Source organism: Rhodococcus sp. USK10 (assembly GCF_019378875.1).
Taxonomy (GTDB): domain Bacteria; phylum Actinomycetota; class Actinomycetes; order Mycobacteriales; family Mycobacteriaceae; genus Rhodococcus_F; species Rhodococcus_F pseudokoreensis.
The window spans coordinates 5991274-6005313 of record NZ_CP076048.1 but is presented as its reverse complement, the minus strand read 5'-3'; the positions used below and the strand labels follow the sequence as shown (position 1 = coordinate 6005313).

General features: G+C 67.7%; 12 protein-coding genes. 9 read left to right on the top strand and 3 right to left on the bottom strand.

The window, feature by feature from the left end:
* Positions 1 to 147: 147 nt before the first annotated feature.
* The 4 genes from I1A62_RS34845 to I1A62_RS34830 are packed head-to-tail and all read left to right on the top strand — an operon-like array spanning position 148 to position 4781.
* Positions 148 to 1575, top strand: coding sequence for a GntP family permease (locus tag I1A62_RS34845; RefSeq protein WP_124392649.1), 1428 nt, complete (start codon positions 148 to 150; stop codon positions 1573 to 1575).
* Between the two features lie 25 nt (positions 1576 to 1600).
* Positions 1601 to 2854, top strand: a complete 1254-nt coding sequence (locus I1A62_RS34840) for a CaiB/BaiF CoA-transferase family protein (RefSeq protein ID WP_219456821.1) — start codon at positions 1601 to 1603, stop codon at positions 2852 to 2854.
* Complete coding sequence (locus tag I1A62_RS34835) at positions 2851 to 3789, top strand: hydroxymethylglutaryl-CoA lyase (RefSeq protein WP_219456820.1); 939 nt, start codon at positions 2851 to 2853, stop codon at positions 3787 to 3789. Before I1A62_RS34840 ends, I1A62_RS34835 begins: the two co-directional genes overlap by 4 nt.
* The gene (locus I1A62_RS34830; protein ID WP_219456818.1) at positions 3786 to 4781 is read left to right on the top strand and encodes a D-glycerate dehydrogenase; all 996 of its coding nucleotides are present in this window, start codon (positions 3786 to 3788) and stop codon (positions 4779 to 4781) included. The genes I1A62_RS34835 and I1A62_RS34830 overlap by 4 nt, the downstream gene beginning before the upstream one ends.
* A gap of 37 nt (positions 4782 to 4818) precedes the next feature.
* On the opposite strand, the gene I1A62_RS34825 is transcribed toward I1A62_RS34830, so the two are convergent.
* The 3 genes from I1A62_RS34825 to I1A62_RS34815 form a co-directional block, all read right to left on the bottom strand.
* The gene (locus I1A62_RS34825; RefSeq protein WP_072943123.1) at positions 4819 to 5604 is read right to left on the bottom strand and encodes an IclR family transcriptional regulator; all 786 of its coding nucleotides are present in this window, start codon (positions 5602 to 5604) and stop codon (positions 4819 to 4821) included.
* Between the two features lie 283 nt (positions 5605 to 5887).
* A complete protein-coding gene (locus I1A62_RS34820) occupies positions 5888 to 8311 on the bottom strand; it encodes an ATP-dependent Clp protease ATP-binding subunit (RefSeq protein WP_219456816.1) in 2424 nt (807 codons plus the stop codon).
* A gap of 215 nt (positions 8312 to 8526) precedes the next feature.
* The gene (locus tag I1A62_RS34815; protein WP_219456814.1) at positions 8527 to 9207 is read right to left on the bottom strand and encodes a TetR/AcrR family transcriptional regulator C-terminal domain-containing protein; all 681 of its coding nucleotides are present in this window, start codon (positions 9205 to 9207) and stop codon (positions 8527 to 8529) included.
* A 95-nt stretch (positions 9208 to 9302) separates the two neighbouring features.
* On the opposite strand from I1A62_RS34815, the gene I1A62_RS34810 reads away from it, so the two are divergent.
* The 5 genes from I1A62_RS34810 to I1A62_RS34790 are packed head-to-tail and all read left to right on the top strand — an operon-like array spanning position 9303 to position 14035.
* Entirely contained in the window at positions 9303 to 10400 is a 1098-nt protein-coding gene (locus I1A62_RS34810) for a hypothetical protein (RefSeq protein ID WP_219456812.1), read from the top strand.
* A 24-nt stretch (positions 10401 to 10424) separates the two neighbouring features.
* Positions 10425 to 10985 carry an ester cyclase gene (locus I1A62_RS34805; RefSeq protein ID WP_124392642.1) on the top strand — a complete coding sequence of 187 codons (561 nt, stop codon included), beginning with the start codon at positions 10425 to 10427 and terminating at the stop codon, positions 10983 to 10985.
* Positions 10986 to 11010: 25 nt separating this feature from the next.
* On the top strand, positions 11011 to 12567 hold the full coding sequence (locus I1A62_RS34800; protein WP_219456811.1) for a zinc-binding dehydrogenase: 1557 nt from the start codon (positions 11011 to 11013) through the stop codon (positions 12565 to 12567).
* Positions 12567 to 13376 (top strand): MBL fold metallo-hydrolase, encoded by an 810-nt coding sequence (locus tag I1A62_RS34795; protein ID WP_124392641.1) that lies wholly within the window; start codon positions 12567 to 12569, stop codon positions 13374 to 13376. Before I1A62_RS34800 ends, I1A62_RS34795 begins: the two co-directional genes overlap by 1 nt.
* Positions 13376 to 14035 carry an NAD(P)-dependent oxidoreductase gene (locus tag I1A62_RS34790; protein WP_124392640.1) on the top strand — a complete coding sequence of 220 codons (660 nt, stop codon included), beginning with the start codon at positions 13376 to 13378 and terminating at the stop codon, positions 14033 to 14035. Before I1A62_RS34795 ends, I1A62_RS34790 begins: the two co-directional genes overlap by 1 nt.
* The last annotated feature ends 5 nt before the right edge of the window (positions 14036 to 14040 follow it).

The window sequence follows — 14040 nt, the reverse complement described above, 5'->3', positions numbered from 1 at the left end:
GTGCCTCCGGCCCCTGTGCGCCTTTCGGTAGGGCGGGTTCAACCAGAAAGGCGCACGGGGCGGCATTGCTTATATCGTGAGTGTGTGCTCATAATATGGGTGTACCTGTGACACCAGTCACTGCCCGCCTCCTCGAAGGACGCGCACATGTCAGACGTAGGAATCCTGATCAACACCACGGTCGCCGTCGCGGCGGTCGTGCTGATGATCGTGCGTTTCAAGTTCAACCCCGTGGTGTCGCTGGTCGTCGGATCCGCATACCTCGGACTCACGACGGGACTCGGCACGGCCGAGACGGTGAAGGTCATCAGCACCGGTTTCGGCGACATCATGGCCGAAGTGGGACTTCTGATCGCCTTCGGCGTCCTGATGGGCGCCATGCTGAAAGAAATGGGTGCCATCCAGCGCCTGGTCGGAACGCTTCTCCGGGTGTTCGGGCCGAAACGAATGCCCTATGCGATGTCGCTGACGATCGCGACGTTGCTGCAGTCCATCTTCCTCGACGTCCTGCTCGTCATCTCGGCGCCGCTGGCCCGCAACCTCGCACCGAAGGTCGGCCGGGTCGGCACGGCCCGTATGGCCACCGCCCTCGCCATCGGCCTGGAGTGCGGCATCGTCCTCATGGTTCCCGGCGTCGGCGCCCTCGCCCTGGCCGGACTGCTCGGTGTGCCGCTCGGCAAGATGCTGATCTTCGGGCTGATCCTGGTGATCCCGACCGTCGCGATCTCGGTCGCGATCATGTCGTTCCTGTTCACCCGTGGTTGGTGGAACCCGGACAAGGACGAGGAGCACTTCCATCAGACGGTCGTCGACGACGAAGAAGAGGACTGGACCGACGGCACCGGTGGCAGCACCCCTCGGCCGGACGCCGGCGGAGGTGTCGCCCAGGCGCAACGCGCCGCGACCGTCACCACCGAGGACACGAAGCACGACCGTCCGCTGATCCTGCTCCTCGCTCCGCTGCTCTTCTCCCTCCTGCTCATCGCGACCGGCGCGATCCTGGACATTGCCGAGATCAGCAACCCGGTCGTCTCGTTCGTGTCGGAACCGCTCATCGCGTTGCTGATCGGACTGATCGGCACCAGCTTCGTCGGCCGGTTCAGCATCGGCCAGCACCGCGTCCAGAAGGCGATCGCCAGCGGGTTCAGCGAGAGCGGCCAGATCCTCATCCTCACCGGTGTCGGCGGATCCCTCGCCGCGACCATCGCCGCGGTCGGCCTCGGCGACATCCTCGGCAAATACTTCACCGCCAATCACGCCGCTCCGCTGCTGATGGTCTGGGTGATCGCCGCCGTCCTGCACATCGCTGTCGGCTCGGTGACGATCTCCGCCATCACCGCCGCGGGCATCCTCGCGCCCATCGCCCCCACCCTCGGACTCGACCCGGTCCTCATCGCTCTCGCGGCCGGCGCCGGCTCCCTCTTCGCGGTGCACGTCACGAGCAACACCTTCTGGTTGCTCCAGTCCTTGATGGGTCAGACCACACGAGGCACGCTGAAGACGTGTTCGGTGGGAGTATCGGTGGCATCGGTCGTCGCAATACTGCTCGTCCTGCCCATGAGCCTCGTTCTCTGAGCGTCACTATCAGTTAAGGATCACCATGTTCTCCGACAACACCATTCGGCCACTCGACGGCGTTCGGGTACTCGAGCTGGGCAATTACATCGCCGCACCGACGGCGGGCCGGATGCTCGCCGACTTCGGGGCCGAGGTCATCAAGGTGGAGCGCCCGAAGACCGGCGACGAACTGCGCAACTGGCGCCTCTACTCCGGCGACACCTCGATGCTGTACCGCACGATCAACCGGAACAAGAAGTCGATCGTGCTGGACCTGCGCACCGAGGAGGGCAGGCAACTCGTCCTCGACCTCGCCGCCCACTGCGACATCCTGCTGGAGAACTTCCGGCCCGGCACCCTGGAGAAGTGGGGTATCGGACCGGACGCGTTGAACGAGGCCAATCCGGACCTGGTGATCACAAGGATCTCGGCGTTCGGGCAGACGGGCCCGATGTCGCAGCGGCCGGGTTTCGCCGCGGTCGCGGAGGCCGCCGGCGGGTTCCGTGAACTCGTCGGCGACCCGGACCGGCCACCGGTGCGGGTGGGGGTGTCGATCGGTGATTCGATCGCCGGCCTCTACGCGGCGTTCGGGGCGGTGATGGCGCTGTTCCAACGCGAGGCCGCGAAGGTCGCCGGGACGCAGGGCCCGTCCCTGCCGCATCGGATCATCGACGTCGCGCTCAACGAATCGATCCTGTCGATGATGGAGTCGCTGATCCCCGACTACCTGGCGTACGGCATCAAACGCGAACGCGTCGGCGGCCGGATGGAGGGCATCGCCCCGTCGAACGCGTACACCTGCAACGACGGCAACAGCATCATCATCGCCGGCAACGGGGACGCCATCTTCCAGCGCTACATGGACACCATCGGCCGCCCCGACCTCGGCGCCGACCCGGACCTGTCCACCAACGCCGGACGGTGGGCGCGCCGCGACGAACTCGACACCGCGATCGGTGAGTGGGCGATCCAGTACTCCCGTGAGGACGCGCTGAAGATCCTCGACACCGCCGGGGTGCCGTCGGGTCCGATCAACACCGCCGCCGACATCTGCAGCGACGACCAGTACGCAGCCCGCAACATGATCCAGCAGTTCACGGTCGACACGGGTGAGGCCGAACCGAAGGAGGTCGGGTTCCCCGGCATCGTCCCGGTGATCGGCGGGCAGTCGCTGCCCATCCGCAACGTCGGACCGGACCTCGGCGAGCACACGCGGGAGGTCCTCGAGACGCTGCTCGGCAAGACCCCGGAACAGATCGACTCCCTCGTCAACGACACGGTAGGTGACCTCTCATGACGCAATCCTTCGAATCACGCGCCCTGCTCCGCGACGTCACCCTGCGCGACGGACTGCAGCTGACCGGCAAGATGCTGCCCACCGCCCGCAAGCTCGAGATCGCGCGCCGGCTTCTCGAACTCGGCGTGCCCGCGCTCGAGATCGGGTCGATGGCCCGCCCCGACCTCGTCCCGCCGATGGCGAACACCGTCGAGGTGATCTCGGAGCTGACCCCCGAGGAACTCGAGCACTGCTGGGTGTGGGTCGCCACGCCCCGGCACGTGGAGAAGGCCGCCGCCGCCGGCGCGCGCCATTTCCAGTACTGCTTCTCCGCGTCCGATTCCCACAACCAGGCGAACATCGGCCGTTCCACCGACGACAGCCTCGCCGCGATGCCCGCCGCCATCGAACTCGCGCGAGGCGTCGGGGGCAGCATCCAACTGTGCATCGCGACGTCGTTCACCTGCCCGTTCGAGGGCCGGGTGCCGGAGCAGCGGGTGATCGACATCGCCAACGACCCGCGCGCCCACGGCGCCGTCGACGTCGTCGTCTGCGACACCCTCGGCCAGGCCGTCCCCGCCGAGGTCTACTCCCTCGTCTCCCGGGTACGGCTCGAGACCCCGCAACGCGGCATCGTCTTCCACGGTCACGACACGTGGGGGCTGGGCGTCGCAAACAGTCTCGCCGCGGTCGCGGCAGGCGCGATGACCGTCGACGGCGCACTCGGCGGGCTCGGCGGCTGCCCGTTCGCACCCGGCGCCAGCGGCAACACCGCCAGCGAGGACCTGCTGTTCGCCACCCGCCCGGACTGGCTGAACCCCACCACGTTCGGCTCGCTCGTGGAACTGTCCGAGAAGACTCTCGCCGAACTCGGCGAAGCCAACCGGTCCAAGGCCGCGCAGGGCGCGCGCTCCAACGCGTCCGCGTTCGAGTGGGTCATCGGCGGCGGCCGATGAGCGGCGTCCGGTTCTACGTCACCACCCCGATCCCCGAACCCGCCCTCACGCTGCTGCGCGCCGCGGGCAGCGTCGAACTGCCCGAAGAGCTTCCGGACGCCGCCCGGCTGCGGGAGGTCTGCCTGTCCGGCGACTACGACGTGGTGGTGTCCCAACTACGCGACACGTTCGACGCCGACCTCCTGGCCGCCGCGAAGATCCGCGGGATCTCCAACTACGCGGTCGGGTTCAACAACGTCGACATCGGTGCGGCCACCGCCAACAAGATCCTCGTCGGCAACACCCCGGGTGTGCTCACCGACGCTACCGCCGATGTCGCGATGCTGCTGATCATGGCCACCGCGCGCCGGGCGGTGGAGGCCGACACGTTCGTCCGCTCCGGGAAGTTCACCGGTTGGGAGCCGAACCTGCTACTTGGCCAGGATGTTTCGGGGAGCACCCTCGGGCTCGCCGGGTTCGGGCGGATCGCTCGCGCCACCGCCCGCCGGGCACTGGCGTTCGGCATGCAGGTGCTGTTCTGCCCTCGGCCTCCCGGCGACCGGCCGGTGCCGGACGCCGAACTCGGCGAGTTCGCCGGACTCGTCACCCATACCGACTGGGACACCCTCGTCACCACCAGCGACTTCCTGTCCCTGCATGTTCCGCTGAACGAGCAGACCCGGCACCTGGTGGACGCGGACGTGCTGCACGCGATGAAGCCGACGGCGATCCTCGTCAACACCGCGCGCGGACCCGTCGTCGACGAGACTGCCCTCGTCGCCGCCCTGAAATCCGGGGAGATCGCCGGGGCCGGACTGGACGTCTACGAAGACGAGCCCTCGCTCGCACCGGGGCTGGCGGAACTGCCGAACACCGTGCTGCTCCCGCACGTCGGCAGCGCCACCGTCGCCGTGCGGTCCGAGATGGCGCGGCTGTGCGCCGAAAACGCGGTGGCCATGGCGCAGAACCGGATCCCACCGCACCCGGTCAACCCGGAGGCGTGGACGGGGTGACGGTCGCCGCTGCCCGCCCTGAAGCCTGCCGCACGCCTCAGGACGGGTAGCGGCCGCCCAGCGTCCTGGTGACCTGCTCGGCGCTGCCGACGAGCAGATCCACCCATTTCTCGCACTGTTCGCGGGGCATGCGGAGGGTCGGCCCGCTGATCGCCAGCGCGCCGAGCACGTCGGCGGACGAATCGAACACGGGCGCAGCCAATCCCGACGCGCTGTCCTCCCGCTCCCCCGCCGTGATGGCGTACCCGTCGGCCCGCGCCTGGTGGATCAGTTCGCGCAGCACCGCGGTGTCGGTGACGGTGCCCTCCGTCATCGGTTCGATGGGTCCGGCGAGGACCTGTTCGGTGAGATCCGGGTTCCAGGCGAGCAGCACCCGGCCCGCCGACCCCGCGGGCAGGGGGACGATCTTTCCGACGTACATGTTCCGTCGCAGGGCGTGCTCGGTCTCCGCGATGGCCACGCACACGCGGTAACCCTGCTCGACCCGGAAGAAGCTGGCGGTCTCACCGGTGGCGTCGCGGATCTCCTTCAGCACCGGCGTGACGACGGCCAGCACGTCGAGTCCCTTGGTGGCCGTCGCCGCCCAGAACGCCATCTTCACGCCGATCCGGATCTGGTCGCCGGACCGGTCGAGGAATTCCTGCGCCACCAGGTTGCTGACCAGCCGTTGGACCGTCGACGTCGGCAGGCCCGTGGCCTGGTGGATCTCGCCCAGCGTCATCGACGGACGCGACAGGCTGAAGGCATCGAGGATCTCCGTGATCTTGCTCAGCACCAGCAACGGCTGGTGCTTGGAGGTCAATTCGCCGTCTTCCGCTCGCATACCCACGACGATAGTCGCCCCCACCAGCACGTGAGTGCCGAAGGAGGGCGGAACACACTTCGGCACTCACGTGGGGGTGAACCGACTGTCGCCACACGTGCGGGGATCTCGCGAGGCGGATCCGGGACATCGATCTGCAAGTGCAGAAGGAGAATTGGTTACAGGTGACGGTGCACACCTCATCACCGGGTGCTGATCGGGAACGGCGAGAGCGGGCAAGGGGCTACCCACACACGTGAGTGGCAAAGCGTGCGGGAGCACACTTTGCCACTCACGTGGGGGATCAGCCGACCACGAGGTCCAACTCGTCGCCGGTCACTCCGACCGCGATGCTGCCACCCTCGACGAGGACGTCGTCGAGCAGCAGATCGGCGATCCGATCGTCGACGGCCCGCTGGATCGACCGTCGCAACGGGCGCGCCCCGAACTCGGGCTGGTGTCCGTGCTCGGCGATCCAGTCGACTGCGGCGTCGCTGAACGAGATCTCGATGCCCTTGGACTGCAGTCGCTTCCGGCTGTCGTCCAGCAGCAGGTCGGTGATCCGGTGCAGCTGATCGGTGTCGAGCTTGCGGAAGATCACGATCTCGTCGATCCGGTTCAGGAACTCGGGACGCATCGACTCGCGCAGTCGGCCCATCACTCGATCCCGCAGCGGCTTCTCCGACGCCTCCGCGTCACCGGTGCTGAAGCCCAGCGCACCCGACTTGCTGGAGATGATGTCGGACCCCAGGTTGCTGGTCATGATCAGCACGGTGTTCTTGAAGTCCACCGTCCGGCCCTGACCGTCGGTGAGCCGACCGTCGTCGAGCACCTGCAGCAGCGTGTTGAACACGTCGGGGTGCGCCTTCTCGATCTCGTCGAGCAGGATCACCGAGTACGGGTTCCGGCGGACCTGCTCGGTGAGCTGCCCCGCCTCCCCGTACCCGACGTAGCCGGGAGGAGCACCGACGAGCCGGCTGACCGTGTGACGTTCACCGAACTCGCTCATGTCGAGCCGCAGCATCTTGTTCTCGTCACCGAACAGCGTGGCGGCCAGCGCCTTCGCCAGTTCGGTCTTGCCGACACCCGTCGGTCCGAGGAACAGGAAGCTGCCCACGGGACGGTCCGGATCGTTCATGCCGGTGCGGCTGCGGCGCACCGCCCGGGCGATCGCCTTCACGGCGTCGTCCTGTCCGACGACCCGGCGATGCAGTTCGTCCTCGAGGCGGCGGAGACGTTCCTTCTCCTCCTCCGTCATCTGGCTGGCCGGGATTCCGGTGGCCCGCGACACGACCTCAGCGATCTGCTCGGCCGTCACCTCGGGCGCGACGTCGGACGCACCGACGGACTTCCCGTCGATCCGGGCCTGGACCGCCGTGGCCTCGTCGCGCAGACTCGATGCCTTCTCGTACTGCTCGTCGGCGACGGCCTTCTCCTTGGCCTGTTCGAGTTCCGCGAGCTTCGCCCGCAGGGCCTCGACGTCGACGCTCGGCATCCGCAGCCGCAACCGGGCACCGGCCTGATCGATCAGGTCGATCGCCTTGTCCGGCAGGAAGCGGTCGCCGATGTAGCGGGCCGACAGTTCGACGGCGGCCGTGATCGCCTCGTCGGTGTAGCGGACACCGTGATGCTCCTCGTACCGGTCACGCAGACCGGACAGGATCGCCACCGCATCCTCGACGCTCGGCTCCGCCACCGTCACCGGCTGGAAGCGCCGTTCGAGCGCCGGGTCCTTCTCGATGTGCTTGCGGTACTCGTCGAGCGTCGTCGCACCGACGATGTGCAGTTCACCGCGGGCGAGCTTCGGCTTGAGGATGTTACCCGCGTCCATCGCACCGTCGGCGCCGCCACCGGCACCGGCGATGGAGTGCACCTCGTCGATGAAGACGATCAGCTCGTCCGAGTGCGCCGAGATCTCGTCGATCACCTTGTTGAGGCGTTCCTCGAAGTCGCCGCGGTACCGGGTGCCCGACACCATGCTCGACAGGTCGAGTTGCACGATGCGCTTACCCGTCAGACGGTCGGGGACTTCGCCGTCGACGATGCGCTGGGCCAGGCCCTCGACGACCGCCGTCTTGCCGACGCCGGCCTCACCGACCAGCACGGGGTTGTTCTTGGTGCGGCGCGACAGGATCTCGATGGTCTGCTCGATCTCGTCGGCGCGACCGATCACTGGGTCGACTCCGCCGCCGCGTGCGCGTTCGGTGAGGTCGAAGCCGTACTTGTCGAGCGTGGGGGTCGCGGAGTCGGGGGACTCCTCCACCGACCCGCCCTGCACCGCGGTCTGCAGGCGTTCCGGGGTGATGCCCTCGGACGCGAGCAGGCGGCCGGCGGCGTGGTCCTGATCCGCGGCGAGCGCCAGGAAGAGGTGCTCGGGATCGATGTAGGTGGAACCGAGAGCGCGCGCGAGCTGGTGCGCCTCGAGCAGCGCCGTCTTCAGCGCACCGCTCAGTGCGGGTGTCGCGAAGCCTGACGTGTCGCGGCCCTGAGGCAGTCGCAGTTCGACCGCATCGGCGACGGCCGACGTGTCGGCGCCTGCGCGGCGCATCAGGGACGTGACGGGGTCGTGTTCTGTCATGACGCGCAGAACGTGGAGTGCATCGAGTTCCGCGTCGCCACGACCTGCGGCGAAGCGGGCAGCAGCAGCCATGAGCTCCTGGGTGGAGCGACTCATGAGCCGACTGATGTCGATGCGACCTGGGCCCTCCGGCCCGAAGAATGCTGGCATTCCTCAGCCTCCTATAAGTTGAGCGTTACTCACTCAACTAACGTGCCAACCCTGCGATCAATTCCCGTGAGGGACGAGTGGCGAGCGCGGGCCCGGGGCCAATGAGTCGGGCCCGGCGGCGCACACCCCGCTGAACAGCGGGTTTTGCCGGACCGGGAGCTCGTGCCTTCGCGGGCGTGAGCCCCGTCACCAGGCCTGTCGGTGAACGATGCGACTCAGCCGAGGCGGCATTCGAGGGCATCGATGAGGAGCCCGAGCCCGAAGTCGAACTCCTGCTCGTGGTCGCACTTCGCGAGGTGCGGCGCAGCCGCCCGTACGCTCGGCAGCTCGACCGCCTCCAGTGTCCGCTGTCGCTCCGTCGCCATGTCCGGATCGCTCAGCGCGAGGGTAAAGGCCGCTTCCGCCTCACGCAGCAGCGTGCCGGTGATGAAAGCGAGCATCGTGCGAAGGCAGTGCACGGCAACCTCGGGCGATGCCCCTGCGCGCAGAAACGCGGCGAGCGCCACCTCCAACGGTTCGAGGGTGATGAGCGATTCCACCGGACGCGTCAGCACGAGTCTCGCTGCGCGCGGGTGTTCGGCGAGGGCAGCACTGCGGAAGGCCCGGGCGATGGCGGTGAGGTCTTCGCGCAGATCTCCGCAGGACTCCGGAATCACCATGCGGGACAGGACCAACTCGGCCAAGCCGTCGAGCAGCGCATCCTTGTTCTCGACGTGGTTGTAGAGGCTCTTGGGGTCGACCCCGAGCACACGCGCCACGGTGCGCATGCTGACCGCTTCGACGCCTTTGCCGTCGACGACATCCATCGCGGCCCCGAGGATCGCCTGCCGGGACAGGGTCGATTGGCCGGCCGGCGGCCGGCCGCGGCGAGTCTCCGGTCGTATCGCGTGGCTCATGGACCCCATCCTCGCATCCCTTGACATTTAAATCCACATCGTGGGTAAATGGATGAAACCCACGGTATGGGTTTTTGGAGCGAGAGGAACCGACCATGGTGTTGCAGTGGAGTACCGACGACCTCGTCGACCTGACCGGTGTCGGAGACGCCGTCGAGGTGCTCGATCGCAAGATCGAGGGCGGACCCGGTGCCCGGCTACGCGACCTACGGACGCGCGGCGCGGACTTCCGCCGGGAGTTCGCCGCGACCGGGATGCCGCAACGGGTCGACACGTGCGACCTCGTCACACTGCCCTACCCGACGCGATTCGGACTGTTCCGGGCATCGCGGGCGATCGCACCGTTCCTGTCCATCACCAACCGGATGCTGGTGATCCGGTGGAACGACAGCGACGGCCGTCCGCGGGTGCTGCTCTTCGAGCCGAGCGATGTGGATCTGGGACGCAACACGCCGTACTTCGCCGAACTCGTGCGCCGCACACCGTCGCCGCTCGCCAAGCGAATGGTCACCGAGCACGGCAGCGTCTCGAACCACCTGGCCGCCCTGGGCATCGCGCCGGACGAGGTCGACTACATCGTCTTCGATCATCTGCACACCCAGGACCTGCGCCGCTGGGTCGGGACGACGACCTATCAGCCGGACCTGGGCGAGCAACCGGCCGCGGTGTTCCCGAACGCGAAGGTGATCGTCCAGCGGGACGAGCTGCTCGGGATGTCAGACCTTCATCCGCTGCAAACCCCGTGGTATCAACCCCAGACGTACCGCGACATCCCCGTCGACGTGTTTGCACCGATCGACGGCTCGGTTCTTCTCGGCCCGGGCGTCGCCGTGATCAAGACACCCGGGCACGTGTTCGGCAACCAGAGCCTCGTGCTCAACACGTCGACCGGAATCTGGGTGAGCAGTGAAAACGTCATCGCCGCCGAATGTCTCACACCGGAACACTCCACGCTGCCCGGCCTGGCCCGATGGTCGGCGTCCTGGCAACAGGAAGTCGTGCTCAATGCGAACACGATCGAAACCACTGCCGACCAATACAACTCGGTCGTTCTCGAGAAGACGATCGCCGACCACAGCCAGACCGACTCACGGTTCCTGCAGTTCTTCCCCTCCAGCGAGCTGACGCCGATGTGGACCAACCCGGGCACAAAGCCCACCTTCAGCCACCACGCCATCACCCATCAGTCCTGAGCACCGCACCCCGAGGAGACCGCAATGTCGCGCCACACCATCCCCACCGAGGACGTCCTGCGAGCACGGGAGAAGCTCGTGCTCGACCACTTTCACGACGAAGTCCGCCAGGACTGGGACGACGTCCTCGACACGTTTCCACACCCGCACTACGAACTCATCGCGAGCATGACCGTGCACGACGGCGACGGCCCGGTCCGCGGGTACTACCACGACACCCGGGTCGCCTTCCCCGACCAGGACCACGAGATCATCGCCCTACGCCACAGTGCCGATGCTGTGATCGTCGAATTCTGGCTCATGGGAACTCATCTCGGTCCGCTCGGCAAGATCCCGCCGACCGGCGGCCGGCATCGCACCCGGATGACCGCCTACTTCATCTTCGACGAGGACGAAAAGCTCGTCACCGAACGGATCTACTTCGACCAGCTCACGATCCTCTCGCAACTGCTCGGCAGCCTCGACAAGAAGAATCCGCGCGACCTGCTCACCCTCGGCCGCGCCGTCGTCGGATTGCTGGCCATGGCCGGCAGCGAACCCGATCCGCGCCTGCTCGACACCACCGCCCCCGACCTGACCCACTGACCCTCGCTCGGCAAGGAGAACCATCATGCGCGCACTCATCGGCGGCCTCGAACCGGACTGGGTTGCCAAGGACGACACCGAGATACCTGCCATGAAACTCGGCGCCCTGCGCGTGCGGGTCATCGCCGCGGCCCTCAACCGCGCCGACCTGTACATGCTCGAGGGCACCTACAGCCCGACCCTCAAACCCGGCGACGTCTACCCGGCCGGTATGGAGTTCGCCGGCGTCGTGGAGACCTCGAGCCCGCTGGCCCCGCAATACCCGGTCGGCACCCGGGTCATGGGCGTCACCATGGGGGCGTTCGCCGATTACGCACTGTGCGACCCGCGCATGGTCCTCCCGATTCCCGAGGGCATGTCGTTCGAGGAAGCCGCCGCCCTGCCCGTCGCCCTGGCCACCGAGAACGACGCCCTCACCCAAGCCGGATTCACCTCCGGTAACCGGGTTCTGATCGTCGGGGGCACCACCTCCATCGGCCTCATCGCCATTGCGCTGGCCAAGGCGCTCGGCGCGGGCACCGTCATCGCGACCACCACCAGCGCCGACAAGCGACCGGCCATGACCGAGGCCGGCGCCGACGTCACGATCGACACCACCACCGAAGACCTCGCCGCCGCCGTCCTTGCCGCCACCGACGGTCAGGGCGTCGACGTCACCCTCGACCACATCGGCGGTGCACTCTTCGCCCACCTCCCCGCCGCCACCCGGATCGGCGGCACCATCGTCAACATCGGCCGCCTCGCCGGCCCCGGCACCAGCCTCGACCTCGACCAGCTGGCGTTCCGGCGGCAGCGGCTGATCGGCACCACCTTCAGTGTGCGCACCCCCGACGAACTCGGCGAGGTCTGCGGCGCACTACACGCAGCCGTCCTCCCTGCCCTCGCCGCGGGCCGCATCCAGCCCAGGATCGACAAGATCTTCCCGTTCGAGCGGGCCATCGACGCCGCCAAGCGACTGCGCTCCAACGAGGCGCTCGGCAAGATCGTGCTGTCGTTCGCCGACGGCCCCGCCGAGGAGCCCGCCGACCGCGCCCCCGTCGCCAACTTCTTCGGCAGCATCACCCAGCTCGGCTACGTCGTCCACGACATCGACGCCTCCATCGAGGGCTTCGTCAGGTGTGGCATCGGGCCGTGGTTCCTGCTGCGCAACGTGCAACCCGAGAACTTCACCTACCGAGGCCGACCCTCCGGGATGGCAATGGATGTCGCGGTCGCCAACAGCGGCAACATCCAGATCGAAATCATCACCCCCGTCAACGACGAACCGTCGATGTACCGGGACTTCCTCGATGCCGGTCAGGAAGGCCTGCAGCACTTCGCCTACTGGTCCACCGACTACCAGGACCTGTACGACCGGGCGCTCGCCGCAGGATTCACCGTCGGCCAGGAAGGACAACTCGGCGGCCCCACCGGACGCTTCGCGTACCTGCAGACCGAGCACCACCCCGGCACCTGCATCGAGATCTCGGACCTCGGCGGCGCCAAGGCGCAGCTCTTCGAGTACGTGAAGCTGGCCGCCGAGAACTGGGACGGGACACATCCGGTGCAGGTCATAGACCCCGCAATGCTTGCGGCCGGCTGATGCGGGTCCACCACCTCAACTGCGGCACCATGCGACCACCCGGGACACCTGACGGGCTGGTGTGTCATGTCCTGCTCCTCGAGACCGACGCCGGCCTCGTGCTCGTCGACTCCGGCCTCGGTCTGCGCGATCCCCACGACCGCGCGAACCGATTCGGCCCGGCCAGGTTCTACGTCCGTCCCGCCTACGATCCCGAGGAGAGCGCCTGCCGCCAGATCACCCGACTCGGATTCGATCCGAAGGACGTGCGGCACATCGTGCTCACCCACTTCGACGCCGATCACGTCGGCGGCCTGGCCGACTTCCCGTGGGCACGGATTCACCTGACCGCCGCCGAAGCGTTCGCGGCACTGCACCCCCGTGGCCTGACGGAGAAGCAGCGATACCTCCCCGGCGAGCGGGACCACCACCCCGTACTCGTCGAACACACCCCCTCCGCATCGGAGGCCTGGCGCGGTTTCCCCGGCGCCAAGGAGCTCACCGGCATCGCCGCCGGCATCATCCTGATCAACCTGCCCGGCCACAGCCGCGGCCATGCAGCGGTCGCCGTCGACGCAGGCGAGCGGTGGATCCTCCACGCCGGCGACTCCTTCTACCACCACGGCCAGATCGACGGCACCACCAAGGCGCCCAAGGGGCTACGCGCGATGGAACGCCTCATCGCCCACGACTGGGCCAAGGTCAAGGCCAACCATCAGCGGCTCACCGAACTGTGGGCCACGGCCGAACCCGACCTGGTGCTCGTCAACGCCCACGACCCGCACTTGCTGCGCGAGGCGCAGCGACGCAACCGAGAGGAACACTCCTGATGAGGCTCGTACTGATCGGTGCCACCGGCGGCACCGGACTCCACGTCATCGACCAGGCGATCGACCGTGGCCATCACGTCGTGGCCTACTGCCGCCGCCCCGACGCCCTGAAACCGCGACCCGGACTCACCGTGGCAGGCGGCCACCTCGACGACCGCGACGCGCTCGTGTCGGCGCTGTCCAGCGCGGACGCCGTACTGTGCACGATCGGACCGAAGGCCGGACTAGCCGGTATGTTCGGCGTCACGGTGATGCAGGACAACGTGCCGCTGATCAGCGCCGCCATGCGCGACGCCGGCGTCAGCCGACTGGTGCTGCTGTCGGCTTACGGTGTCGGTGACACCGCGCGCACCGCATCACCCTTAGCTCGGTTCGCTTACAAAACGATGGTCGCCTCCGCGTACCGGGACAAGGAAATCTCCGAAACCGCCTTGGCCGCTGCCGGCCTGGACGTCACTCGCGTGCTTCCGGTCATCCTCGACGACGGACCGCTCAACCCCCATGCCACCGTCCGGCCCATGTCGACAGTCAGAAAAGTGTCGGGCCTGCCCAAGGTCTCCCGCGCCACCGTCGCCGCAGCCATCCTCGACGCCGCCGAGAGCGGCGCCACCACCGGGGAACGGCTGCTCGTGTCCGCTCCCGGCACCATATCGGGCTGACCGGA

Excerpts from the sequence above, each read along its gene's own strand:
- I1A62_RS34830 (WP_219456818.1), top strand. The coding sequence starts at position 3,786 with ATGAGCGGCGTCCGGTTCTACGTCACCACCCCGATCCCCGAACCCGCC.
- I1A62_RS34815 (WP_219456814.1), bottom strand. The coding sequence starts at position 9,207 with ATGAGCCACGCGATACGACCGGAGACTCGCCGCGGCCGGCCGCCGGCC.
- I1A62_RS34835 (WP_219456820.1), top strand. The coding sequence starts at position 2,851 with ATGACGCAATCCTTCGAATCACGCGCCCTGCTCCGCGACGTCACCCTG.
- I1A62_RS34840 (WP_219456821.1), top strand. The coding sequence starts at position 1,601 with ATGTTCTCCGACAACACCATTCGGCCACTCGACGGCGTTCGGGTACTC.
- I1A62_RS34825 (WP_072943123.1), bottom strand. The coding sequence starts at position 5,604 with ATGCGAGCGGAAGACGGCGAATTGACCTCCAAGCACCAGCCGTTGCTG.
- I1A62_RS34810 (WP_219456812.1), top strand. The coding sequence starts at position 9,303 with ATGGTGTTGCAGTGGAGTACCGACGACCTCGTCGACCTGACCGGTGTC.
- I1A62_RS34845 (WP_124392649.1), top strand. The coding sequence starts at position 148 with ATGTCAGACGTAGGAATCCTGATCAACACCACGGTCGCCGTCGCGGCG.
- I1A62_RS34795 (WP_124392641.1), top strand. The coding sequence starts at position 12,567 with ATGCGGGTCCACCACCTCAACTGCGGCACCATGCGACCACCCGGGACA.
- I1A62_RS34790 (WP_124392640.1), top strand. The coding sequence starts at position 13,376 with ATGAGGCTCGTACTGATCGGTGCCACCGGCGGCACCGGACTCCACGTC.
- I1A62_RS34800 (WP_219456811.1), top strand. The coding sequence starts at position 11,011 with ATGCGCGCACTCATCGGCGGCCTCGAACCGGACTGGGTTGCCAAGGAC.
- I1A62_RS34820 (WP_219456816.1), bottom strand. The coding sequence starts at position 8,311 with ATGCCAGCATTCTTCGGGCCGGAGGGCCCAGGTCGCATCGACATCAGT.
- I1A62_RS34805 (WP_124392642.1), top strand. The coding sequence starts at position 10,425 with ATGTCGCGCCACACCATCCCCACCGAGGACGTCCTGCGAGCACGGGAG.